The 19205-nt window shown below is 60.7% G+C and carries 29 protein-coding genes and 1 tRNA gene; 20 read left to right on the forward strand and 10 right to left on the reverse strand.

Features of this window, described 5'->3' with window-relative positions; genetic code table 11:
- The 3 genes from O7A05_RS15445 to O7A05_RS15455 form a co-directional block, all read left to right on the forward strand.
- The coding region (locus O7A05_RS15445) for a hypothetical protein (protein WP_337093928.1) at positions 1–365 on the forward strand (365 nt) is incomplete at its 5' end.
- Positions 362–541, forward strand: coding sequence for a hypothetical protein (locus tag O7A05_RS15450; protein ID WP_337093929.1), 180 nt, complete (start codon positions 362–364; stop codon positions 539–541). The genes O7A05_RS15445 and O7A05_RS15450, both read left to right, overlap by 4 nt.
- Positions 538–741: a hypothetical protein gene (locus O7A05_RS15455; RefSeq protein ID WP_337093930.1), complete on the forward strand. Its 204-nt coding sequence runs from the start codon at positions 538–540 to the stop codon at positions 739–741. Before O7A05_RS15450 ends, O7A05_RS15455 begins: the two co-directional genes overlap by 4 nt.
- A 56-nt stretch (positions 742–797) precedes the next feature.
- Here O7A05_RS15455 and O7A05_RS15460 read toward each other — a convergent pair whose 3' ends face one another.
- Positions 798–1010 (reverse strand): hypothetical protein, encoded by a 213-nt coding sequence (locus O7A05_RS15460; RefSeq protein WP_337093931.1) that lies wholly within the window; start codon positions 1008–1010, stop codon positions 798–800.
- A gap of 89 nt (positions 1011–1099) precedes the next feature.
- Between O7A05_RS15460 and O7A05_RS15465 the strand changes: the two genes are divergently transcribed.
- The 8 genes from O7A05_RS15465 (at position 1100) to O7A05_RS15500 (ending at position 8206) form a co-directional block, all read left to right on the forward strand.
- Positions 1100–1441 carry a hypothetical protein gene (locus tag O7A05_RS15465; protein ID WP_337093932.1) on the forward strand — a complete coding sequence of 114 codons (342 nt, stop codon included), beginning with the start codon at positions 1100–1102 and terminating at the stop codon, positions 1439–1441.
- Between the two features lie 105 nt (positions 1442–1546).
- Positions 1547–2491, forward strand: coding sequence for a hypothetical protein (locus O7A05_RS15470; protein WP_337093933.1), 945 nt, complete (start codon positions 1547–1549; stop codon positions 2489–2491).
- A 307-nt stretch (positions 2492–2798) separates the two neighbouring features.
- Positions 2799–3296: a hypothetical protein gene (locus tag O7A05_RS15475; protein ID WP_337093934.1), complete on the forward strand. Its 498-nt coding sequence runs from the start codon at positions 2799–2801 to the stop codon at positions 3294–3296.
- A 2-nt stretch (positions 3297–3298) separates the two neighbouring features.
- Positions 3299–3580 carry a hypothetical protein gene (locus O7A05_RS15480; protein WP_337093935.1) on the forward strand — a complete coding sequence of 94 codons (282 nt, stop codon included), beginning with the start codon at positions 3299–3301 and terminating at the stop codon, positions 3578–3580.
- Between the two features lie 17 nt (positions 3581–3597).
- Positions 3598–3924, forward strand: a complete 327-nt coding sequence (locus tag O7A05_RS15485; RefSeq protein ID WP_337093936.1) for a FliH/SctL family protein — start codon at positions 3598–3600, stop codon at positions 3922–3924.
- A 423-nt stretch (positions 3925–4347) separates the two neighbouring features.
- The gene (locus O7A05_RS15490) at positions 4348–7083 is read left to right on the forward strand and encodes a phage tail tape measure protein (RefSeq protein ID WP_337093937.1); all 2736 of its coding nucleotides are present in this window, start codon (positions 4348–4350) and stop codon (positions 7081–7083) included.
- Positions 7083–7394, forward strand: a complete 312-nt coding sequence (locus tag O7A05_RS15495) for a hypothetical protein (RefSeq protein ID WP_337093938.1) — start codon at positions 7083–7085, stop codon at positions 7392–7394. The genes O7A05_RS15490 and O7A05_RS15495 overlap by 1 nt, the downstream gene beginning before the upstream one ends.
- A 74-nt stretch (positions 7395–7468) precedes the next feature.
- Positions 7469–8206 (forward strand): LamG domain-containing protein, encoded by a 738-nt coding sequence (locus tag O7A05_RS15500; protein WP_337093939.1) that lies wholly within the window; start codon positions 7469–7471, stop codon positions 8204–8206.
- Between the two features lie 367 nt (positions 8207–8573).
- On the opposite strand, the gene O7A05_RS15505 is transcribed toward O7A05_RS15500, so the two are convergent.
- From O7A05_RS15505 to O7A05_RS15520, 4 genes are all read right to left on the reverse strand, one after another.
- Positions 8574–8939 carry a hypothetical protein gene (locus tag O7A05_RS15505; protein ID WP_337093940.1) on the reverse strand — a complete coding sequence of 122 codons (366 nt, stop codon included), beginning with the start codon at positions 8937–8939 and terminating at the stop codon, positions 8574–8576.
- A 34-nt stretch (positions 8940–8973) separates the two neighbouring features.
- Entirely contained in the window at positions 8974–9276 is a 303-nt protein-coding gene (locus tag O7A05_RS15510) for a hypothetical protein (protein WP_337093941.1), read from the reverse strand.
- Positions 9273–10772, reverse strand: coding sequence for a TadE/TadG family type IV pilus assembly protein (locus O7A05_RS15515; protein ID WP_337093942.1), 1500 nt, complete (start codon positions 10770–10772; stop codon positions 9273–9275). The genes O7A05_RS15510 and O7A05_RS15515 overlap by 4 nt, the downstream gene beginning before the upstream one ends.
- A 156-nt stretch (positions 10773–10928) precedes the next feature.
- Positions 10929–11243, reverse strand: a complete 315-nt coding sequence (locus O7A05_RS15520) for a transcription elongation factor Spt5 (protein ID WP_337093943.1) — start codon at positions 11241–11243, stop codon at positions 10929–10931.
- A gap of 345 nt (positions 11244–11588) precedes the next feature.
- On the opposite strand from O7A05_RS15520, the gene O7A05_RS15525 reads away from it, so the two are divergent.
- From O7A05_RS15525 to O7A05_RS15535, 3 genes are all read left to right on the forward strand, one after another.
- Complete coding sequence (locus O7A05_RS15525) at positions 11589–11780, forward strand: hypothetical protein (RefSeq protein WP_337093944.1); 192 nt, start codon at positions 11589–11591, stop codon at positions 11778–11780.
- A gap of 254 nt (positions 11781–12034) precedes the next feature.
- Positions 12035–12301 (forward strand): hypothetical protein, encoded by a 267-nt coding sequence (locus tag O7A05_RS15530; protein WP_337093945.1) that lies wholly within the window; start codon positions 12035–12037, stop codon positions 12299–12301.
- Between the two features lie 469 nt (positions 12302–12770).
- The gene (locus O7A05_RS15535; protein WP_337093946.1) at positions 12771–12920 is read left to right on the forward strand and encodes a hypothetical protein; all 150 of its coding nucleotides are present in this window, start codon (positions 12771–12773) and stop codon (positions 12918–12920) included.
- Between the two features lie 31 nt (positions 12921–12951).
- Here O7A05_RS15535 and O7A05_RS15540 read toward each other — a convergent pair whose 3' ends face one another.
- A complete protein-coding gene (locus O7A05_RS15540; protein WP_337093947.1) occupies positions 12952–13500 on the reverse strand; it encodes a J domain-containing protein in 549 nt (182 codons plus the stop codon).
- Positions 13501–13663: 163 nt separating this feature from the next.
- Between O7A05_RS15540 and O7A05_RS15545 the strand changes: the two genes are divergently transcribed.
- The 4 genes from O7A05_RS15545 to O7A05_RS15560 all read left to right on the forward strand — a co-directional run bounded on the left by O7A05_RS15545 (position 13664) and on the right by O7A05_RS15560 (position 15587).
- Positions 13664–14101 carry a hypothetical protein gene (locus O7A05_RS15545; RefSeq protein WP_337093948.1) on the forward strand — a complete coding sequence of 146 codons (438 nt, stop codon included), beginning with the start codon at positions 13664–13666 and terminating at the stop codon, positions 14099–14101.
- Between the two features lie 205 nt (positions 14102–14306).
- Complete coding sequence (locus O7A05_RS15550) at positions 14307–14876, forward strand: Panacea domain-containing protein (RefSeq protein ID WP_337093949.1); 570 nt, start codon at positions 14307–14309, stop codon at positions 14874–14876.
- A 29-nt stretch (positions 14877–14905) separates the two neighbouring features.
- Entirely contained in the window at positions 14906–15265 is a 360-nt protein-coding gene (locus O7A05_RS15555; protein ID WP_337093950.1) for a hypothetical protein, read from the forward strand.
- Positions 15266–15356: 91 nt separating this feature from the next.
- Positions 15357–15587, forward strand: coding sequence for a hypothetical protein (locus O7A05_RS15560; RefSeq protein ID WP_337093951.1), 231 nt, complete (start codon positions 15357–15359; stop codon positions 15585–15587).
- A 4-nt stretch (positions 15588–15591) separates the two neighbouring features.
- Here O7A05_RS15560 and O7A05_RS15565 read toward each other — a convergent pair whose 3' ends face one another.
- Positions 15592–15846, reverse strand: a complete 255-nt coding sequence (locus O7A05_RS15565) for a helix-turn-helix transcriptional regulator (RefSeq protein WP_337093952.1) — start codon at positions 15844–15846, stop codon at positions 15592–15594.
- 198 nt (positions 15847–16044) lie between these two features.
- On the opposite strand from O7A05_RS15565, the gene O7A05_RS15570 reads away from it, so the two are divergent.
- The gene (locus tag O7A05_RS15570; RefSeq protein ID WP_337093953.1) at positions 16045–16377 is read left to right on the forward strand and encodes a hypothetical protein; all 333 of its coding nucleotides are present in this window, start codon (positions 16045–16047) and stop codon (positions 16375–16377) included.
- Complete coding sequence (locus tag O7A05_RS15575) at positions 16374–17105, forward strand: hypothetical protein (RefSeq protein WP_337093954.1); 732 nt, start codon at positions 16374–16376, stop codon at positions 17103–17105. The genes O7A05_RS15570 and O7A05_RS15575 overlap by 4 nt, the downstream gene beginning before the upstream one ends.
- A gap of 81 nt (positions 17106–17186) precedes the next feature.
- On the opposite strand, the gene O7A05_RS34425 is transcribed toward O7A05_RS15575, so the two are convergent.
- From O7A05_RS34425 to O7A05_RS15585, 3 genes are all read right to left on the reverse strand, one after another.
- Entirely contained in the window at positions 17187–17552 is a 366-nt protein-coding gene (locus O7A05_RS34425) for a 4-fold beta flower protein (protein ID WP_415927015.1), read from the reverse strand.
- A gap of 87 nt (positions 17553–17639) precedes the next feature.
- Positions 17640–17714, reverse strand: a tRNA-Glu gene (locus O7A05_RS15580).
- 139 nt (positions 17715–17853) lie between these two features.
- A complete protein-coding gene (locus tag O7A05_RS15585) occupies positions 17854–19011 on the reverse strand; it encodes a YcbK family protein (protein WP_415927017.1) in 1158 nt (385 codons plus the stop codon).
- Positions 19012–19205 lie beyond the last annotated feature (194 nt).

Below are 19205 nucleotides of genomic sequence, written 5' to 3' on the forward strand. Positions count from 1 at the left end.
GGAGGTCAAACTCCTCCTCGAAGAATATCATCGCCTCTCACCATCGAAACCTTGACCCAGCACCGCAGTGGGTCAGGGGCTCATGGCAGCCGGATACGCACGACTGCGGTCTTCGCCGGATGGCTACAGAACTAGGCTCTGAAGAGAGAGACCAACCTATCAAGGCTGGCTCTGCCCTCCCCAATAGTCCTGATGATGTTCCGTATCCCGTGCCGGCGAGTGAAACCGAAGCGACCGGATTGCTGGAGAAGCTAGCGGCCGGCCACGCACTTTCGCCTGGCGTGATGAAGGTCCTACGACGGCACATGATGGCTGGCACCCTGACGCCCGCCATGGTCGAGCAGCAGAGGAAGTTCGCGGCATGACCAAGCGCAGGAAAGTTCACCCCGACCAGCTCGATCTCTTTGCATGGGCCGCCGCTCGGCCGACGGCAAAGGTGATCAGCGCTATTCCCGGCGTCGCCAAACGCATGTGGCGGGAGCGGCACATGCAGCAGCCGAACAACCCGCCGCACATCGTGCCTCTGCGGAGGCGCGCATGAACGCCTACCGCTCTGCCGCTGCATGGATCGAAACCGCTCTCGGTTGCCTGTCCGAAGCCGCAGAGCGAATGCCCGAGGCTGCATTCTTGCAGGAGCATGCGGCCGCGCACAACGCGCCGCGGACACCGGCCGGCGACCTCGTGGCGTCAATCCTTGAAAGGGAATGGTGGAGGCGCTGGCCAGAGGGCCGCGACGAGTGACAGCGCGCCTCTCCACGGTCCTCACGTGTGACGTCGACCAGAAAGGCGGTCGCTGCTCAATAGCGCGGAATGGTATTGAGCTTCATCAGTCGCTCTCGTGCCTCGGCGACTCGTCGTTGCTGGGATCTGATCCGATCGCAGAGGGAGAGGTTCACGGCGACGTTGCCGCCACCTTGGTCCAACAACTCATTCGAGCGGTTGAGAGAGCGCTCGGCTCGATTGACGCGCAGGCGGGCCTTCGCGAGTTCAAAGCTAAAGATTTCGACCATCTTCCCGACTCCGGGTTTCTGGTCCCTTCAGGAAACCAATCGGCGCTCGAGGGTTTTGTTCCTGCGACGGATCGACCGGGGGCGAGGTCATGACCGGCGGCCCTCCAGATCCCCAACTCGAGGCCTACGTCGCCGCGGTAGAAGCTGCGATGGCGACAACGGACGCAGCATTGGCGGAGCTGCGCCGTTACGTTGGCGCGGGCCCCAAAGCTGAGCCGGTGCGGCCTCCAACGATCCCTTCCGAGCCCGAGCGGCGACCGGATCTCATCGGGCTGGAATGGATTGAGATTTCGACAGCAGCGAAGCGCTTCGGCAAATCGAAGGAACTGATCCGATCCTGGTGCCAGCGTGATGAGTGCTTTGCCTGGAAACACGGTGGTGGCTGGCTCGTCTCTATCTCCAAGACGAAGGCGCGGCTGGGCATCCGCTGATAACCTTGTCGCGTTTGTCGCGTTTGTCGCGTTTTTCCCACTTCGTTTGTCGCGTTTCGCCCGCCACCTTGGCTGCATTGATCAGCCCTGAAGGTGCGAAATCAGATGAATATGCAGGCAATCCTGAAGTCCATGCGTGGCCAGTCCAACACCGTTGAGCAGCTGCAGGCTACGCTCGACGCCCTCGACATTGAGGGATTGGAGGCTGCGGCAGAGAACCTTGAGGTCGAGCGCCGCCGAGTCCTGTTGGACGGCACCGACAAAGACGTCGAGGCGATCGAGGCGAAGATCGCGTCAGCAAACCGAGACGTTGAGCGCGCCTACGCTGCCAAGACGGAACTCACCAAGCGTTTAGAGTTGGCGAAGGCTGCAGCAACCGAGAGCGAGCTGCGCGCCAGATATGACGCTGCCAAGGCCAAGTCAGACGCCGCCGGCAAGATGCTTCGGAAGGAATACCCCGAGCTTGCCAAGCGTCTTGTCAGCTTGATCCGTACCCTAGCGGAGGCCGACGTGGCTGTTGAGGAAGCCAACCGCCGACTGCCCGCGGATGCGCCGCCCTTGCTTCCTGCAGAAATCGTGGTGCGCCGCCGGCCGGGCACCGACGAGAAGATCATCAGCGAGAAGGAAGTTTCGCTCTGGGTACACGCTGGCACTGTGACCCCGTTTGCAGAAGACCGCCAGGCGGAAGCCGACCAGCGCGAGAAGGATTACGCAGCCAACTGGAATGGCATGCCGCCCGACGGCGTCATCCAGGTCGGCAGCAGCCGAGTGGCGAAGCGCCGCTTCATCCGCAAGACCTACATCCCGCGCGGTAGCGCTATGCTGCATACACCGCTCGCTTCGATCGAGTTGCCCGGGCTAGTCGGTGGCGATCCCCCTTTCTGGGACCAGTTCCGAGTTGGTATCCACAGCTCGCGTTCGATCCTGGCTCGCCTGCAGGAGCTTGCGACCCTGAAGCCGGCGCCACCCGCTGAGGCTGGCCAGCCTGTCGTCGAGCTAATCCCCATCGCCGATGACCATGCCAGCAACAACAGCGAGCAAGCAGCGTGAACATGAGCGGCGGGTCACTCGCGAGGTGGAGCCGTTCATCGCTATCGGTTGGCCACTCCTTCCGATCGGTAGTGCGGCTGTCTGATGTTGTGGAGATTCGATGCGGGCGCGCCGATCGACACAGCATTGCAGCCAATGGCGGCCGACTGAACTGGACAGCGGTCGGCCGCCACCACCTTGAGGTTGTGCCCATACCCCTATGTAAGGTTCCGGTTGCATGGCGACAGGTACAGCGGGACAGCTTGCGCGCGCGCCTTCTGCATTTTTGGCCGATTGAAAAACACACTTCCGCTTCCTCGGAGGCGGCATGAAAATCGACGCCGCAACGCACGCTGTCAGCCAGCAAGAGCTTGCTCAAACGCTTGGGATCACCACTCGGCGCATCCGACAAATCGTGGCTGAAGGATGGTTCTCTGCGAACGACGACGGGCGCTACGTGCTGCGCGATGCGATCGCCAGCTATGGGGCGATGATGAAGGGGGCGGCCGAGCGCCGGAACAATCCGACCAGCGATCGGCTGAACGCCGCGAAGGCGGAGATGATCCAGTCGCGGATCCGGAAGTTCGACGCCGACCATATCACCATGACCGAGGCGCTGCAGTCGTTCGACGAAGTGTCCGACGACTTCCTGGGCATGCTGAAGGGACTCCCGGCGCTGATCACCACCGATCCCCGGGAGCGCGGGCGTATCGACGCCATCGTTGCCTCCGACTGCCAGCGGCTTTCCGAAAAATGGGCGCTCCTGCGCGAAGAGCTGAGAACCGGCAAGCCGGCGAAACACCGTGTCCTGGAACTGGAGGACTGAAGATGCCTTACGTGATCGACCAATGGGGCCAACCCGTGCTGATCAGCCCCCAACTCTGGCACTACACACCCGTTTCGGAGAGCGTTGGCGCTTCCCTCACCGAGTATTACGCCGAGCGCACCAGAGCGGTGAAGGCGGGAGAGGTAGAAGACCGCGACTACGTGGCCGAGGCCCGCGCTAAGCGCCTATCCAAGGAGGCGGCCGATGCTGCATCGAACCAGGCCAAGCTAACTACGCACAGGAAGCGCCCGATCGCTAAGGGCGGCTGGGTGAGATGGCCGTAGAGCGAGGGAAGCACACCATGGCACCAATCACATCCGAAGTGGACGAGAGCAGCGAGGCCTACGACGCCGGCTACGCCGAGGGGCTCGAGGCGGGAAAGCTCCGCGGTGCCGCGCAGGAGCGAGAGCGCTTCGCGGCCATTGTCCGGCTTTGCGAGAACAACCGCCGGCATTTGGCGGGCGCCGTCGATCTGGCGCTGACGCTTCCCGATATCACCGCCGAGCGCGCTGTCGAGATGGCGACGCGGCTCTTCAACGCGGCCGATGCATCGGCGCAAAGCAAGCTGCCGGGCTCCTCGTACCTGATGGGGTCTTTCCCCGACCGACTTGCTAGATTTGGAGGCTGACCGATGGCTGAGCGTAACGCGATCAATGTACTGATCAAGCTTCTCGGCGGCGAGGCGATGACGGCCGAGTTGGAAAAGCTCGGCAGCACAGGCGAGAAGGCCCTAGCCTCGATCCAGGATGCCGCTGAGAAGGTGCAGTTTGCCGGCATCGGCAACAATATCGCCAACGCAGTCGCGCAGGTCGAGCTCGTCGCAAAGCGCTCGATCATCGCGCTCACAGTCCTTAAAGGCGCTGCCGATGCCGTCGGCGCCAGCCTGTTCTTCCTCGCAAAGTCGGGAGCCGAAGCGGCGGATGCTGCCGGCAAGGCTGCACAGGCGGCCGGTCTTTCGGCGAAGAGCTATCAGGAGTGGCAGTTTGCGGCCGACTCGGTCGGCGTCAGCCAGCAGCAGCTCAACACCGCGTTGGGAACCTTCTCGAAGCAGGTGCAGAAGACGGCAAATGAGGCCGCTGCAGGCGGGAAGAAAATCGGCGGATCATTCGGCCAGGCTGGGCAGGATATCGTCAAAGGGCTTGGCTACACCACACAGGTTTTCAAGGATTTGAACATTGAAGTCACGCGTTTCGGTGACAATTCGAAGGCCTCCGGCGATAAGGCGAAGTCGGGCGCAGCCAAGATGAAAACAGGGTTTGACGACCTGGGCATCTCGGTAAAGAACGCCGACGGGTCGCTGAAGACCAATGAGCAGTTGCTGGTTGAGGTAGCGACCGCCTTTCAGCGACTCCCCGACGGCGCGTTCAAGAGTTCGGTGGCTCTCAAACTCTTCGGGGAGGCCGGTGCTAAACTGATCCCTCTCCTGGACCAGGGCGCCGCGGGAATTGAGGAATTCAAGGCTCGCGCCGCCGAGCTCGGCATCGTTTTCACAGACGACCAAATCAAAGCCGCCGCGAAGTTCAATGACGCACTCAATGAGCTTCAGAAGGCCATAGGTGGCGTCCTGCGTGGCATCGGTCTGATCTTCGTTCCAGCTTTCACGACGGGGGCCAACGCCTTCCGCGATCTGATCCTACGCAACCGCGCCGCCGTCCTCGACTTCGCCAACAATGCTTTGGCGCGTGCGAAGGTGCTGGTGGCCGACTTCTTCGCCGCTTTGTCCGGCCGCGATTCCGACGTCACCTCAAATCGCTGGATACTCACCCTGCGAGACGGCATTGTCGGCTTCGGCGAAGACGTCAGCCGGGTCATCACTGGTCTGGTAATCCCAGCTTTCGAGAAGATACGCGCAGGCGCCGACCTGGCGGCCAAGGCCATAAACGCGCTCAGCGGTGCCGGCCTCACCGGCGGCGAGCTTCTGGTAACGTTCGCAATCGCGCGCGCTGCTGGCGCCATTCAGCTAATTATCCAGGCCGGGGCCGTTGCCATCAAATCGCTGTCGGCGTTGAGCACCTTCCTGCTCGCCAATCCGTGGGTTGCTGCCCTAACTGCGGTTGCGGCCGGTATCACGATCTGGGTCACTCGCACTGACGCAGCTACAGCGGCACTACAGCGCCATGAGGGGCTGGTAGAGGGCGTCGCTGGCGCCTATGCGAAGGCCAGCAACAACGTCAAGAACATGACCGATGAGATCCGCAACGGTCTCATCATCCAACAGCGCGCCGCCCTTCAGGATTTGGTACCGGCGTTCGAAGCCGAGTTGAAGCGCCTGCGCGACCTCGCGGCGGCTCCGGCAAAGGAAAATCCGTTCAGCCAAGCACTCCGTGACTTTGCCGCGGGCGGCAGTCTCGACGCCTATCTCAAGGCGGTGAAGGAGATCGGTGCTGCCAATCCCGAACTCAACGCCGCAGCCGATGCCTTCGTGCACCTCACCGACAAGGCGACCGAGCTGCAGACGAAGATTAAGCCCTCGGCCGACTTCCTCGACCTGCTCACCCACAAGATCACCGATGCGCAGTTCCAGGCCCGGCAAGCTGGCGCTGGCTTCCAGGCTCTCGGCACCGACGCTGCGGCCGGCCTCGACAAGACTGGCGCTGCCGCTGATGGGGCGGACACCAAGGTCAAGAATCTCGATCACACTATCCAGGTCTTTCGAGGGGGTGGCGCCGGCGGCAGCATCTCCAAGGAAACTTTCGATGTTGTCGACGGCGTTGCGAGGAGGGCCGACCAGTCAAAGGCCGCGCTCGACGGTGTGGCCACCAGTGCGCAGGCGGCGGGCGATCATGTCCGTACCGTCGCGCAGGAGGTGGCGAACTCGGTCAAAGCTGTCCCCGACGCCATCAAGCCGGATGCCGCTTCCCGCGCGGTCGATAGCGTCGTTTCCGACGTTCAGAAAATCAAGCCGGCGGCCGATGAAGCCGCCACCGGCTTGAAGGCCGCGCTCAACCCTGACGACGGCGTTGGGGGCGGATTGAACTCGGCGGTGGAGACTGCGGTCGACGGCGTCATCACCGACGTGCAGAAGATGCCAGATGCCGCGTCAGAAGCCGTTGGTGGCCTCAACAGCGCGCTTTCCGACATCGATACCAGCGGCGCAGAGCAGGCGGCAACAAACCTCGCGCAGCCGTTCCAGGCGCTGCCTGGGGTTTTCTCTGGCATCTTCTCCGGCCTCAGTGCTCTCGTCCAGGGCGGCTTCGGTAACCTTTCTTCGGTCATCAGCAGCCTTGCCGCACAGATCCGGACCGAAATCGCCTCGATCATCTCGGCGTTGCAGGCGGCAGTCGCCCAAGCCCAGCAGCTCCGCGCGCAGGCATCTGGCTCAAGCGACAGCGGCGGCGGCCACGGCGGGTTTGCCGGCGGTGGCTATGTGCGCGGCGCCGGTGGCCCGAAGTCGGATTCGATCCTGGCTTGGCTCAGCAACGGCGAATACATCATGACGGCCGAGGCAGTGCAGCGGATTGGCGTCGATGCCCTCAATGCCTGGAACTATGGCCGAGACATCCTTTCGGGGCTGCGCGGGTTCAGGATGGGCGGTGTCGTCGACAACGTCAGCCGCTCGCTCGCAATCCCGCGCTTCGCCGGCGGAGGGCTTGCGGTGGCTGCAGCATCGTCACCCCAGCAAGAAAACACGTCAGGCAAGACGGTGCTGGTCAAGATGGATTTCGGCCTTGGCCCCCGCGACGTCATCGACCTGATCGCGCCTGACTATGTCGCGTACCAGCTTCAAAAGGTTTCTCTTAAGGCGGCGCGCGCCAGCGCTGGCCGTTCGCCGAGGAGGGGCACCTGATGGCTAATGAGAAGCACCCTGGCAAATGGTGGAAATCGCCGCCCGAGCTCGCTCCGGTGGTCGAGAAGAACCGCGCTGAATTCAAGGCGCAGTTCGGCAGCTTCGAAGATGTCGAGTTCGTCTCCTACTGGCTGGGAACGTCAGAGGATGGCAAATACCTCGCCTTCCAGTTCCATCGGCCTGACGGCTCGATCCACAGGTTCGCCCTGCCTGGCCACAGGGTCGAGCTGTTCTTCACGGACCTCGCCGCCTCGATCGACGAGATGGGCGAGCGGCAGTTGGCTCAGCTCAACGTGAAGGGCTCCGCATGATGCCGCTGCTCGCCTTCCTCGCATCGCTGGCCGTCGTCGGCGCGCTGCTGCTGCACTGAAAAGGAGACGCACTGATGCTCCTCCCTGAAATGCTCAACGATCGCAAAAATTGGCGCAAGGGTGCGGCCGGCGATCCGTTCTTTCCGAAAACAGTGCTTTTGTGCGGCTTCGAGGGAGCGGATGGCGCGACGACGACGACAGACCAGAGCGCGGCACCAAAGACGCTGACCTTCGTTGGCGACGCCCAGATCGATACAGCCCAAGCGAAGATCGGATCCAGTTCAGTCCTCTTCGACGGCACAGGCGATGCCATCACGGCACCAGACAGCCCCGACTTCACTTTCGGCTCACTGCCCTTCACCGTCGAATTGTTTGTCCGCTTCGCTACAGGGTTCAGCGCGTCGGAAGCATTTTGCGGGCAGTGGGGATCATCCGTAACCAATTGCTCGTGGTTTTTCTGGCTGAGCTCCGGGAGCTTGCAGTTCAGATTCTACGACACATCCAGCACAACGCGAGATACCGAGGTCGCGTGGACGCCCGCTGTGGATACTTGGTACCATCTTGCGGCAGACCGCGATGAATTCAACAACTTCCGGATCTATCGCGACGGGAACATGGTGGCGAAAACTATCTACACTCAGACCATGAGAGACGGCACCGGCCTTTTCGGCATTGGAACAGTGCCGGGCCAGACCACGCTTGCTCCTTTGAATGGCTGGATTGACGAGCTCCGCATCACCAAGGGTGTTGCACGCTATGCGTCAGACAGCGGCTTCAGTGTGCCGACCGCTGCCTTCCCTCGCTTCGCGTAGGCAGCAGCCGTCCCTTGCCGATAAGCCGCGACTTATTCAGCCCGCGAAGCGTGGACGATCGCGAAGCCCACGAGGAGTGCAACGACCGAGGCGACAACAACGGACGACTTCACGTTCACGCTATCCGCGTCGAAGACCTTCGTTGGAGGTGTCGACCCAGCTTTGGACCGTAGCGGGTTCTCACTCTATCTGCAGCCGAGCAATCACCTGCGTATGCACCATCTCGCCGATGACGAGATCATCCACCTGAAGGATCATGGGGACGCCTAAATCTCTCGCGCGCTGAAGTGCATCTGTCATCTCCGAGGCGAGGCTGAGAACCTTTTGGCCGCAGATTCCTGCTCATCCGTCATCTCTTCCATTGGACTCATCTACCGTTCAAAGTTCCTCGCTCGGCAATCAATTCGCTCTCACGCTTAGCGAGAAGCGCCGGCTCGACGTTTTCAAGAATTGTCAGCCTGATCTGCCGACCATTCCGATAGGCGTCAAACAGTTCGCGATGGATCCGTCTGAAGCCTGTTGGTTTTTGCGGCCGATAGGGACGGCCGTTCAGTATCTTCAGCACGTTTCGTTCGTACTCTCGTTTAGGCCTGCTGATCCAGGTGTACTTCCCTATGTACGTTCCGACGCCCGCTATATGCCACTCATAGATGCCAGGGCGCATCTCATCGACGTTCTCGTTGAGAACGTAAGTATACCAGCCCGGATTGATCACGAGCGGAAGGATGGTCATTCGACGAGCTCGCCGTGCAGATGCCTTTGTCAGTCTAGTTTCCGCAGTCCCTCACCGCCTTCGAAAAAGCATCAAGAGAGATCATGTATTCGCGGATCGCCGACTCCACACCGACCCGGGCATCCTCGACATCCTTGGCCTCGTCCTTGGCGCTTTCCGGCAAAACGGGAATGACCTCATGAAGCGCCTGGCCTTTGACCAGGCCGATCGCCTCACGAAGCTTCAGTGCCCCTATCGACGCCGAATTGCTGAGGATGTTGCAATCAACCATCGACATTTCGTCGGCGATTGACGGCCCCGAAAACATGACCATGGCCGCGATCAGGCCTGCTCTCATCGGTACAACTGCGCCTCGTTTCTGAAGGCTTTGTCGACCAAAGTGTTGTTCGCAAAACTGCCATCGACATCGACGATCTCGATGCTGATGGGTTTCTCGCCCGCTGATGGGTCTTCCGGGTCTTTCGTATTGTCCTGCTTCTGAACTGGGGTGTTAACGAACACGCTGACATAGCCGTCCGGCTTTAGCTGAATATGGCCGTTGATCTTCGCCTGGTTCGCTATGCAGTTGACGATTGCCATGTTGAGCAAGCGGCGGTCTGGCGCTGCGGTGGGTGTGTCACCTTTGAAGCAGGATGGATTACCTGTCTCCTTTGTCGGCGCCTTCGATTTGTCGCCGACCAGGTTATTGGCGATCTCATAGTTGTAGACGTCATATCGCGATGCCGGAGCCGTCTTGGAACCTGTCGGGTTTGTGGCGCTCGGCACGTTTGGATAGGCAGTCCCGTGGTTGATGGACCAGTAGCTACTCCAGAAGCCTTGGCCTGACATCGGCAGCGATCTGCCCAAGGTGTCGTTGTAGCCCTCGCCGGGAGGAAGAGGTAACGCCGTGTTGTCGGTCACCGGGTCATATTTGTTACAGCCGGTCTTCTGGCCTTTGCGGACATTGCTGGCGGGCCGGTAATTCCAATCCTTGTTGTTCTTGGAGAGAGAGCCGCTGTACAGGTCGAAGCGGGTGTTGAGCCCGGTGTTCACCTGCCCGAGGGTCACACCGGTCTTCGTGGTTAGTGCGTCTCGGCTGTAGCAGGTGCCGGCGGTGCCCATGGCGATGGCATCGCGCAAGGATGTAAGATTGTTGTCGATCAAACCGAAATTGCCCGGACCAGGATTCGAATCCACCTTCAGAATCCGGAACTCACGACCGTAGGTGTTGCCCGACGCAAAGGCCTGCTGGATGGTCTGGCTGGTTGCCGGCGTCGCCGTCTCGAAGGGGTTGCACATGAAGAGCGGCACGGTTTCGCAGATCGATTGCTTGAAGCCCGCAACCGCTTGCGGCCGTATATCCATCGTACTGCGGCTCGACATGCTCACCGGGAAAATGCTCTCGAAGGTGCCGCCGCTCGATGCATTCAAGGTGACAACGACTAGGCTCACTGCAGTCGGATCGATGCTGGCCCAGTTGACGCCATTCGCATCGACGCCGTTGGCCCCAAGCGCCGTGTTGTCGCTGGCGGGAATACCAGTCAAGTAAGTCACCGTAATGTCGGCGCGGGCAATCTGGTGGTCGCCGAGGGTCGAAAACCGAGTGTGGTTTGCGATGAGATTGTTGATCGCGCTGTTGGCGCGGACGATGCTGTCCGATCTGCCGTCGAGTTCCGCGGCGCCGGCAAGGGCAATCGCGTCGACGCCTTTCTGCAAATCTGCATGCAGCCCGTTCGCGCGGCTCATGTCGACTGCAAGAAGCGCGAAGCCGACAAGCACCGGCAGCATCACACTGACCAGAATCATCGCGACGCCGCGCTGATCCCTCCAGAATTCACGCAAGACGCGAAGCATCGCAGTGCCCTCCACACCCCACTAGCCGCAGCTATTTCCCCGTGCGCCAAGCATAAGCCCGCAACCAAAGGGCGGCAAGAGTTTCGTTAGCAATCGGTTAAAAGCTGTTCAAAACAGGAGCATACAGCGCAAATCTCGGGCCGACGGTTTTTCTTTTTATGTCGCCTTGTCGATCAGCGGCACCTTCCGCTTCGGCGGAACGTAGCGCGTCACCAGCCTGAGAGTTTCAGCTTTCACGGTCACAGGAATACCCAGGTTGACGGTCACCTTGCCGGCTTCCTCATCGACACGGGTAACATCGCCGATAAGCTCGATTTCCTGGCCGTGCTTCACCTTCGACGTTCGATCGACAATCGAATGCGGCTGGCCATAGGACGGAATGGACACACTCACTCGGTCTTCCGTCACCCGTCTGCGCACCTTGGCCGTGATGGCGACCTCATCGCCAATGTTGAAAGAGCCCTTCGCCATGCGATGACTCTGGAGCGGGCAGTGGCTTAGTCAAGCATTTGCTAATGGAACATCGGACCCGGCGTAAAGTTGACCAAAAAGGTGGTTCGCGGACAGGCTGCTTGTATCCGCGCGCTGCGTCGGGTGGGGTCCATCGCAACCAGGCCCACACTGGAAATGCGAATCCGCAGGGAGGCCCGATAAAGAGCCCGCCTGGCACCCATGGCAGGCGGGCTCTTTCAATCCTCATTCTGGGTTTTCTTTGCCGGGGCCGGCGCCCGATGACCCGCCCTCATGTGCATTTTGACAATGGAGTGGAACCTGTCCCGGCTAATGGGGTTGGACCCAATTCGGGGACGAACCTCCATGGCACAAAGGCGGCTCCACGGTGGCGCGGAATTCATTCGCTCGATGATCCGAGACGAGCAAAACCGCCGCGCGTTACAAAAGCTGTTAGGGCTGGAAGTCGATCCGGAATTGCCGCTCAACTTCGTCTCGCTACTCGAGGCTCTTGAGGAAGCGGAGGAAGGCGAAGCGGATGAGGGCCTTACCCATTAGCGAAGCCAAATAGCCGTTGGGCATGGAACTCATCGCGCCGCCGCTCCCGTCGCCGCTGGTACATCCGCAGTCAGCGACGGGTGCCGGAACGATCGGCTGAAGAGGAAATGCCGATCTTCTCTCAGCAAACTAGCGCGATGTACCGCTGACATCATCCTTCGAAGGGAGGAACGATATTTGCTCCTGCCTCTTGCCAACGATGATATGCAAACGCCATATCGCGCTCGGATGGGGCGACCTCTCTGGAGATCGCCATGGGCAAGGAATATCCCTTCGTTGAAGACACGCTTGGCAAGAAGCTCGCGGCCGGCACGGGCCTGTCGGTCTGTTGCCTCACATGCAGGCGCACCGCGCTGCTCGACGTTGCCGAACTGGTGAAGCGGCTCGGGCCAGACCACGGCTGCCTGCATTGGGATCTGGTGAAAGTGATCTACTGCCACGAGTGCCGCGCCGCCGGCCGCGACGACCGGAACCTCCAGTTCACCAACCACGCGATGACGCCAGAGCAGCGGAAGGGCTAGAAGTCCTAGCGGCCCGACAGTTCCGCTTTGGGCTTTGCGTTGGTTGAACCGCCGGGCCTAACCGACTCGGGTTAGGGTGGTTGAGTCGGCTGCAGACGAGGGTAAATTAGCGGCGCGCCATAGATAGATATACTTTTGATGGTTCCACCGGGTTTTGCTCAATCTCGCCCGTTGCGCGTCGAAGGCCATCTGCCCGTGAGGCTACCGGCCCGGCAGGCCAGCTCAGGATGGCTGCCGGGCCGACCGTGGGGCTCTTGAGGGAGAGCCCGCACAGGCAGCAGAACCATAGCAATACTCGCCAAAGCACACCGTCATGCGAACGAACGATTTGCGACCTTACGAATTCGTAAAGTATCTTCTCGACGACTTGTTAACCCAAGACAGCGTTCACATGCGATTGTCTGCTCAGCCTGCGCGGAAGTCAGGATCACCGAAATGCATATACTCAGCGCCGCTGCGGATCGAGGATGTGCAGATCGACGAAAACGGCGATGTGACCGTCTCGATTGTTGCTGACGACATCTACTCGAAGCATTCCAAACAGCGCTATCAGATCACACTGACCGAAGCCGAAATCAGCATTCTCTCCCGCGGCGCCGAACAGCGCTTGCGAGCATGACGCTTGCCGATAAACCGCGACTAGTTGAATGTTAGCTGGCCGTGCTTTCCAGCAGTCTTGTAGCGACCGGCCTAGATTCCTGCCGTTCCGAGTAGGCGCGATCAATGCCTTGCACTGTGATGGCGAACGTCCCGTTCTCGGTCCTTCCTATGAAACCCTTTGCCTTTAGATACCACAGGTGGAATTCGAGGTGCTCGCGCGAACAGCCCGACAGACGTTCGAGCTCTTCGTCGCCGATACCCGGATTGTTGACGTCTTGCCGGCGCTTCATGCAGAGCAAAGAGAGCACCCTGTCCTGAACGATCGTGTCCTTCTCGACCACCCGTGGGTCGCTGGCTTCCTGAGCCGTCTCACGCTGATGGCCTAAGTACTCTCCGTAATGGATGTCGTACTGGGCGCGGCTGGCAGGATCTTTGAGCGTGTTGTGCGCCTCGACAAGATCGCTAAAGCGCCGTTCGTCGCCAGTCTCCCGATTGTCCGGGTGGTAGCGTTTAGCGAAGTAGCGGAAGATACGCTCGATCGTTTCTGGCGTCGCCCTCGGGCTGATCTCCAGCAGCTCGTAGTAATCAACAAATGTCATCGTGGTGCTTCCCCAAGCCACCACCCCCACGGATCAGAATCGCGCAAGTTGAGGGCACAAGCAAGTTGGGGTGCGCTGCGTTCCACCGAATAGGTTAACCGGCTGTCTTGCCGATAAGCCGCGACTTATGCATGATCCGCTCACTCACCGAGGAGGCGCGGGCATGACAGAGATCGAGGTCGATGGCGTCGGCACCTATCGCCTGCCGAACGAATGGCAATACCGTCGCCTGGGCCGAATGCGGGGCGAGAAGCGCCACACCGCGGTCTTGGCCTTTGGCTGCGGCATGACGGTTCGCCAGTTCGCCAAGCTGCCTCTGGATAGGCAGCAGGCCGTCCACTGGGCTTATCTTGCGCTAATGGCGCCACCGGACCCGGAGCCGGCCGACAACGACGTCGTGACGCTTCCTGGAGGCCGCTGGTCGGCCGAGATCAAGCTCAAGGTCGGGTGCTGGCTGATGCACATGAAGGAAACTCTGCCGCGCGGGCATTTTGGCCTGTGGGTTGAGAAGCAGCAAGGCCTGTCCCGGTCAATGGCTCTCCAGTGCATGGCGCTGGCCAGGGAAGCCAGTCAGAAGGCGATCGAGGCAAGGGCGGCGTAAGAAAGCGGCTAGAGGAAACGCGCGCTGGCGGGACTCCCCTTCGAAACTGTTCCTTCAGGCTATGGTGTCAGGATGAAGACCGTGGCCGTACTGGTTGCCGCACTGCACAATGGCACCATATTGTGTGGGTATGGCATTGGGCATACAGTTCGATTCGAGGCTCGGGGGAGACTCTTCGGCTGTGATGCCGAAGAGATGGAGCGAAATGACGATGCTACTGCCAGGATATGACGCCGCCAAGGCGGCTCAGGCAGTTGCCTACTTCGCGCTCAAGTCCGGCGGCAAGATCAATGTGCTGAAGTTGGCGAAGTTGCTCTACCTCGCCGATCGTGAATTTATGAACCGGCACGACGAGCCGATGTTTTACGACCGGCTGGTGTCCATGCCAGACGGCCCGGTGACATCCATAACGAATAACTTTGTTGATGGACGTCTCGAGGCAGATGCCTGGCAACGCTACGTTTCCCCACGCAAGGGGTTTGATGTCAGCGTAAGGGAAGGGGTGGATTTTGCATCTCTTGAAGACCTGAGCCCCGCAGAGATAGATGTACTCGATTATCTATGGGGGAAATTTGGCGGGTTCGATAAGTACGCGATCAGGGACTGGACACACGAAAAGAAAAACGTTCCTGAATGGGAGGATCCGGACGGATCGTCCTACGATATTCCCTATGAAAGAATTTTCCGGGTGCTGGGTAAGCCAGATGCCAAAGCTCTGAGCCAGCAGATCGATGAGCGCCGGAAACTAGCGAAGGCCTTGTCTTTTCAAGGATGAGCTATGCTCCGTACCCACAGGGAACGCTCTTGATTCCCTCCGGCCCGGGCAACTTGAAGCACCTTTTCGTCGTAGTGACTCAGCGGTGCGGAGATGGTCAGCACCTCTTGATTTCAATTTGCAGTATTCGTCCGAACATCAAGCATGACGCGACCTGTGAGTTCGACGGGGGCGAGCATGAATTCATCACAGGGCCGAGCTACGTCTACTATCGCAAGCCCGATATGAGGCTCTCCACGGGCATTTCGCGGATGGTTGACAAAGGCTATTTCATTGCGAAGCAGGACTTTGGAACGCGGCACTTCGTGCGGCTGTGTGCTGGGGTAGCAGCGTCGCCGTTTACCACTCCGTCGACGCTAAAATACTTCCAGGCCAATCGCGTCGCTTGACGCCAAACAACACGAAAGCCGGCTCCCGCAAGGGCGCGCTTGGCGATTTCATCGAGTGGCCGGCAGGATTTGCGTCCGATGGAGGTGGAGCATGAAACATAAGCCTGGCAAGAGCGGATTCGTCAAACTTCTCGCCGCCGAGACGACCTCGCTTTCAGTAGAGCCGCTAATCGGACTGCTTCACCTAGAGACTGACAGCGGCAAGATTGACCTTGCGATGAACAGGATCGTCGCCGAACGACTTCATTCTGCCGTGGTGGATTTTCTCCAAGCTGGTGAAGGCGATGATGCGCCAACGTTTGCGGTGGAGCGGTCGCAGTAGCCTGTCAGCCGCCACCGTCTTGGCCACCGTTCTTCCGCAGCCTCACACCGGCGCCACCGCCGTTCTCTGGAATGAACTCGACGCCGGCCGCGATCAGCGTCTCTTGCATGCGCGCTAACGTGGTGGCGTAGGGCGCACGCTTCCCCGCTTCGAAGTCGGCGATCGTCGCACGGCCTACTTCAGCCTTGTCGGCGAGATCCTGTTGCGACCAACCAATGAGGCCGCGGGCGGCCCTCAACTGCCCTGCTGTGATCGTCATCTGCTCCAACTTCATTCAAATTGTATTGACTTAGCGCCGAAGTCATTTAATTTGCATGACGTTACATCAACGATGCTCATGGAGCAATACGATGCCGAACACCACCGTTCCGGCAGCCGGCGGAGCTATGCCCGCTGACCGGGTAATCATCATCGGCCGCTTTTCCGGCCGCATCCTGCTCGTGCAGCGGAGGCTGTCATGAGCGACGAAAAACTCTTTCGCCTCGATGCCGAATTCAAGGCAGCATACGCCTCGATGGATGCTGCGGCCGATAGGGTCGAGGAGCTTGAAGGGCTATTCCAGAGCACGGGCCAAGGGCACTTTCACGACGACATGCTTGAGGCTGAATTGAAACAGGCCCGATTGACTGAGGCCGCCGCGGCTATCGCCCGCGAGATCCTGACCACACGCGCCAGCTCGCTGGTCGGAATGAAGGTCAAGCTTCGCGTCAATGAAACTTGGCAGGGCACATACGAGGACGATGAACTGCTCAAAAGCCTTGTCGCCGATATCGATGGGGCGGCATCATGAGCGACCTCGAACTCACCAAAAAGGCTGAGGCCTATGTCGCCGCGCAAAGCGCTCAGCCTGAGCAATTTGCCGAACCCGGACTGCTCACCCTGCAGATCGACCGCACCAGTCGCAAGTCGCTCGCCGGATCGATCGAAGCCTTAATCGACATGCTGGACGATCTCTCGCCCGACTGCGACCTCGAGGACGGCGATGACGCCGAACCTTGGCTCGGCTGGACAGGGAACGGCCCAAGGGTAATCAGCAGCTTCATCATGGATGCCCGCGGCAGCGCCTGTGAAGACCGCGAGGTCGACGAGAGCGAATTGGAGGATTCGCTTGGCTGGCAGAATGAAAACAGCCAGGCGCGCCTTTCCTGGGGTCAGGACGACAAAGAGCCGGAGCTGGGCTGGACCGAGCATGTCGACCAGACGCTCGCCGGCAAGGTAGAGGAAGGCCGCTGGCTAACCGACGACGGCGAGCCCGAGCTTGGCTTTGTCGGGATCGGGACCGGCTGGCGCAAGGGCGAGGACATCGCCGACGTGTGCGAGCATGTCGATGGGCGGGAGCCTGACGGCCGAGGCCCTGCCGCCAAGCCAGAGAAGAAGCTACGCGAGAACGCAAGGCGGCTGCCATCGGGCGACATCGTGCGGGAGATCGAGGCAAAGGTGCAGATTCCAACTTTGCCACTCGATCCCGACGCCATGGACCTCCGCGCGCACTATTGGGCGGCGAAGGGGTTCGGTTGACGAACGGCGGAAGCGGGAGGAGAATGCTCCCGTTCTTGGCTCATTTTCATTGGCCCGGCGGCTTCGGCTTTCCGGGCCTTTTTACGATCGAAGGTATTCGTCAAAGTCCAAGGCTGACCACCCACCGAGTGGAACCAGAGGCACCAAAGGCGTAGGTGGTGGCAGAGGTCTGAGAGGCTGCAGCGGCTTCAAGGGTTTCAGCGGCTGCACGGGCTCCAAAGGAGCCAGTCGGCTCTTTGGCGCGTAGCCGTTGCCGAACGTGACCGGTAGTCCGGTTCGGTCCATCAGGGTCGTATGGTCTACCGGGCCGAGCCAAGCTACATCGAAGGCCCTGAAAACGTTCCCACCTCGGACAAGCGCAACGAATTTCAAATCCTGGTCGAAGATATTCCCGCTGTCGTGCAGCCACGCGACAGGACTGCAGTCCCGGCCGAACAGAGCAATCATCTCGAATTCTATTCCCCGCGATTCGAGTGGATATTGGCCAGAAATTGGACAGAAACAAAAAATATTCAGCTAAGGTCTTGAAAAGCCTGGTACGCCCAAGGGGAATCGAACCCCTGTTACCGCCGTGAAAGGGCGGTGTCCTAACCGCTAGACGATGGGCGCGCTCAGACGAAGCGGCTTATAATTGCGTTGTTGCCAACCGGCAACCCATCGGCGGCCACATGCGACAACTTTTTTCACAACGCTGTTAAACGCCTGGGGTTTGACAAAAAACACTTGGGCGGACGAAGGGCAGGCGGGCTCAGCCGTCCTCGCCACCACCGCTGCGGCGACGGCAGCGCCAGTTCCAGTCGCGCTCGGGGCCGACGTCGATATGGACGGATTCGGTGTGGCAATAGGTGCCGACGCCGCCGCGGCCGGGCATCGAGCGGACATAGTTCGCCAACTCCCACTTCGACACGCCAGGCACCTGGATGTCAGCGGCGGCGCAGTACATGTGCAGCGAGTTCTTGGCACCGTTGGCGCGACGATTGCGCGAGGGGTCGCGGTAGCCGGAGGTGACGACCATCTTGCGGCCGAAATGGCCCTCGATCGTCTTCAGCACCCGCACCAGCGACGGCTTGAGGCAGGCGACGTCGACGCTTTCGTTCTGTTTCAGAAGACCGTTGGGCGCGAGCCTGGCCATGCCGGCGGCCGACGCCACCTGGTAGGAACCGCCCTCATCCTCGTTGAGGTCGACGTCGCTCTCGTCGTCGATGCCGGACTTGCGCTTGATCTCGAACAGCGCGGTCTGGCGCACGCCGGGCAGGGCATCGGCGCCGGTGATGTGATTGGCCGGATTGTCGATCGACGCGAGCTGCACCGGTTTGTCGCCCGATGTCGCCGAGGCCAGCGTCACGATCGGCTTGGCCGGCGGCGGCGTGGTCTTGGCCTGCGCGGCGGACTGCTCGCCGGAACGCGCGTTGTTGATCAGGGGCGCGGGAGCGGCCGAAGCCGGCGTGGTGCTGAACAACGAGGCGAACAGGCTCTTCTTCGGCGCGGCGATCTGCGGCTGCGCGGGCTCGCCGGCGGTTACATAGACGCCGTTGCTCATGGCCTGCGTGGTCGCCTGCGCCTTCGAGGCAATGGCGGCGGCATCGCCGGCGGCGACCTGCTGGGCGACGGTTTGCGTCTGTTCGGCCGTTTGCGCCTGCTGAACCAGCGGTTGCGGCGTGCGGCCGGCAATCGCAGCGGAGTCCGCCGGGACGGCGACGGCTGGGAAGGCGGCTTGCGGCCGCGTCTCCGGCACATAGGCGACCTTCTGGGGCAAAGGCGTATCGCCCTCGCTCATCACGGTCGATGCCGCTTCGGCCGGCGCGGACGCCTGCAGCGACGAATCGGCCGCGGTTGCGGCCTTTACGGCGGATGTCGCGCTCATTTCGGTGGCGGTTGAATTGTAAGCGGGCGAAACCACCGACATCGTCGGGTCGCCGGTCGAGGTGCAGGAGGCCAGAAGCACGGAGAAAAGCGCTGCCGCGATGCTACGGCTTTCCCCTCGTGCGAGACGCCAACCTGCTGATTTCAAAATAAAATCCCCCTCGGTACCCGGTCGGTTCGTCATCGCCGCGCCACTCCAGCACCGCGCCGCGATAAACCCTCCTGTTCCCAACCGGA

Origin of the sequence: Mesorhizobium argentiipisi (SeqCode) (assembly GCF_037179585.1) — a bacterium.
GTDB classification, from domain to species: Bacteria; Pseudomonadota; Alphaproteobacteria; order Rhizobiales; family Rhizobiaceae; genus Mesorhizobium; species Mesorhizobium argentiipisi.

Coding starts and splice junctions, on each gene's coding strand:
- O7A05_RS15470 (WP_337093933.1), top strand. CDS start 1,547: ATGAATATGCAGGCAATCCTGAAGTCCATGCGTGGCCAGTCCAACACC.
- O7A05_RS15510 (WP_337093941.1), bottom strand. CDS start 9,276: ATGAGAGCAGGCCTGATCGCGGCCATGGTCATGTTTTCGGGGCCGTCA.
- O7A05_RS15525 (WP_337093944.1), top strand. CDS start 11,589: ATGGCACAAAGGCGGCTCCACGGTGGCGCGGAATTCATTCGCTCGATG.
- O7A05_RS15465 (WP_337093932.1), top strand. CDS start 1,100: ATGACCGGCGGCCCTCCAGATCCCCAACTCGAGGCCTACGTCGCCGCG.
- O7A05_RS15585 (WP_415927017.1), bottom strand. CDS start 19,011: ATGTCGGTGGTTTCGCCCGCTTACAATTCAACCGCCACCGAAATGAGC.
- O7A05_RS15565 (WP_337093952.1), bottom strand. CDS start 15,846: ATGACGATCACAGCAGGGCAGTTGAGGGCCGCCCGCGGCCTCATTGGT.
- O7A05_RS15505 (WP_337093940.1), bottom strand. CDS start 8,939: ATGACCATCCTTCCGCTCGTGATCAATCCGGGCTGGTATACTTACGTT.
- O7A05_RS15450 (WP_337093929.1), top strand. CDS start 362: ATGACCAAGCGCAGGAAAGTTCACCCCGACCAGCTCGATCTCTTTGCA.
- O7A05_RS15560 (WP_337093951.1), top strand. CDS start 15,357: ATGAAACATAAGCCTGGCAAGAGCGGATTCGTCAAACTTCTCGCCGCC.
- O7A05_RS15475 (WP_337093934.1), top strand. CDS start 2,799: ATGAAAATCGACGCCGCAACGCACGCTGTCAGCCAGCAAGAGCTTGCT.
- O7A05_RS15520 (WP_337093943.1), bottom strand. CDS start 11,243: ATGGCGAAGGGCTCTTTCAACATTGGCGATGAGGTCGCCATCACGGCC.
- O7A05_RS15530 (WP_337093945.1), top strand. CDS start 12,035: ATGGGCAAGGAATATCCCTTCGTTGAAGACACGCTTGGCAAGAAGCTC.
- O7A05_RS15485 (WP_337093936.1), top strand. CDS start 3,598: ATGGCACCAATCACATCCGAAGTGGACGAGAGCAGCGAGGCCTACGAC.
- O7A05_RS15550 (WP_337093949.1), top strand. CDS start 14,307: ATGACGATGCTACTGCCAGGATATGACGCCGCCAAGGCGGCTCAGGCA.
- O7A05_RS15480 (WP_337093935.1), top strand. CDS start 3,299: ATGCCTTACGTGATCGACCAATGGGGCCAACCCGTGCTGATCAGCCCC.
- O7A05_RS15515 (WP_337093942.1), bottom strand. CDS start 10,772: ATGCTTCGCGTCTTGCGTGAATTCTGGAGGGATCAGCGCGGCGTCGCG.
- O7A05_RS15495 (WP_337093938.1), top strand. CDS start 7,083: ATGGCTAATGAGAAGCACCCTGGCAAATGGTGGAAATCGCCGCCCGAG.
- O7A05_RS15570 (WP_337093953.1), top strand. CDS start 16,045: ATGAGCGACGAAAAACTCTTTCGCCTCGATGCCGAATTCAAGGCAGCA.
- O7A05_RS15540 (WP_337093947.1), bottom strand. CDS start 13,500: ATGACATTTGTTGATTACTACGAGCTGCTGGAGATCAGCCCGAGGGCG.
- O7A05_RS15460 (WP_337093931.1), bottom strand. CDS start 1,010: ATGGTCGAAATCTTTAGCTTTGAACTCGCGAAGGCCCGCCTGCGCGTC.
- O7A05_RS34425 (WP_415927015.1), bottom strand. CDS start 17,552: ATGATTGCTCTGTTCGGCCGGGACTGCAGTCCTGTCGCGTGGCTGCAC.
- O7A05_RS15500 (WP_337093939.1), top strand. CDS start 7,469: ATGCTCCTCCCTGAAATGCTCAACGATCGCAAAAATTGGCGCAAGGGT.
- O7A05_RS15545 (WP_337093948.1), top strand. CDS start 13,664: ATGACAGAGATCGAGGTCGATGGCGTCGGCACCTATCGCCTGCCGAAC.
- O7A05_RS15575 (WP_337093954.1), top strand. CDS start 16,374: ATGAGCGACCTCGAACTCACCAAAAAGGCTGAGGCCTATGTCGCCGCG.
- O7A05_RS15455 (WP_337093930.1), top strand. CDS start 538: ATGAACGCCTACCGCTCTGCCGCTGCATGGATCGAAACCGCTCTCGGT.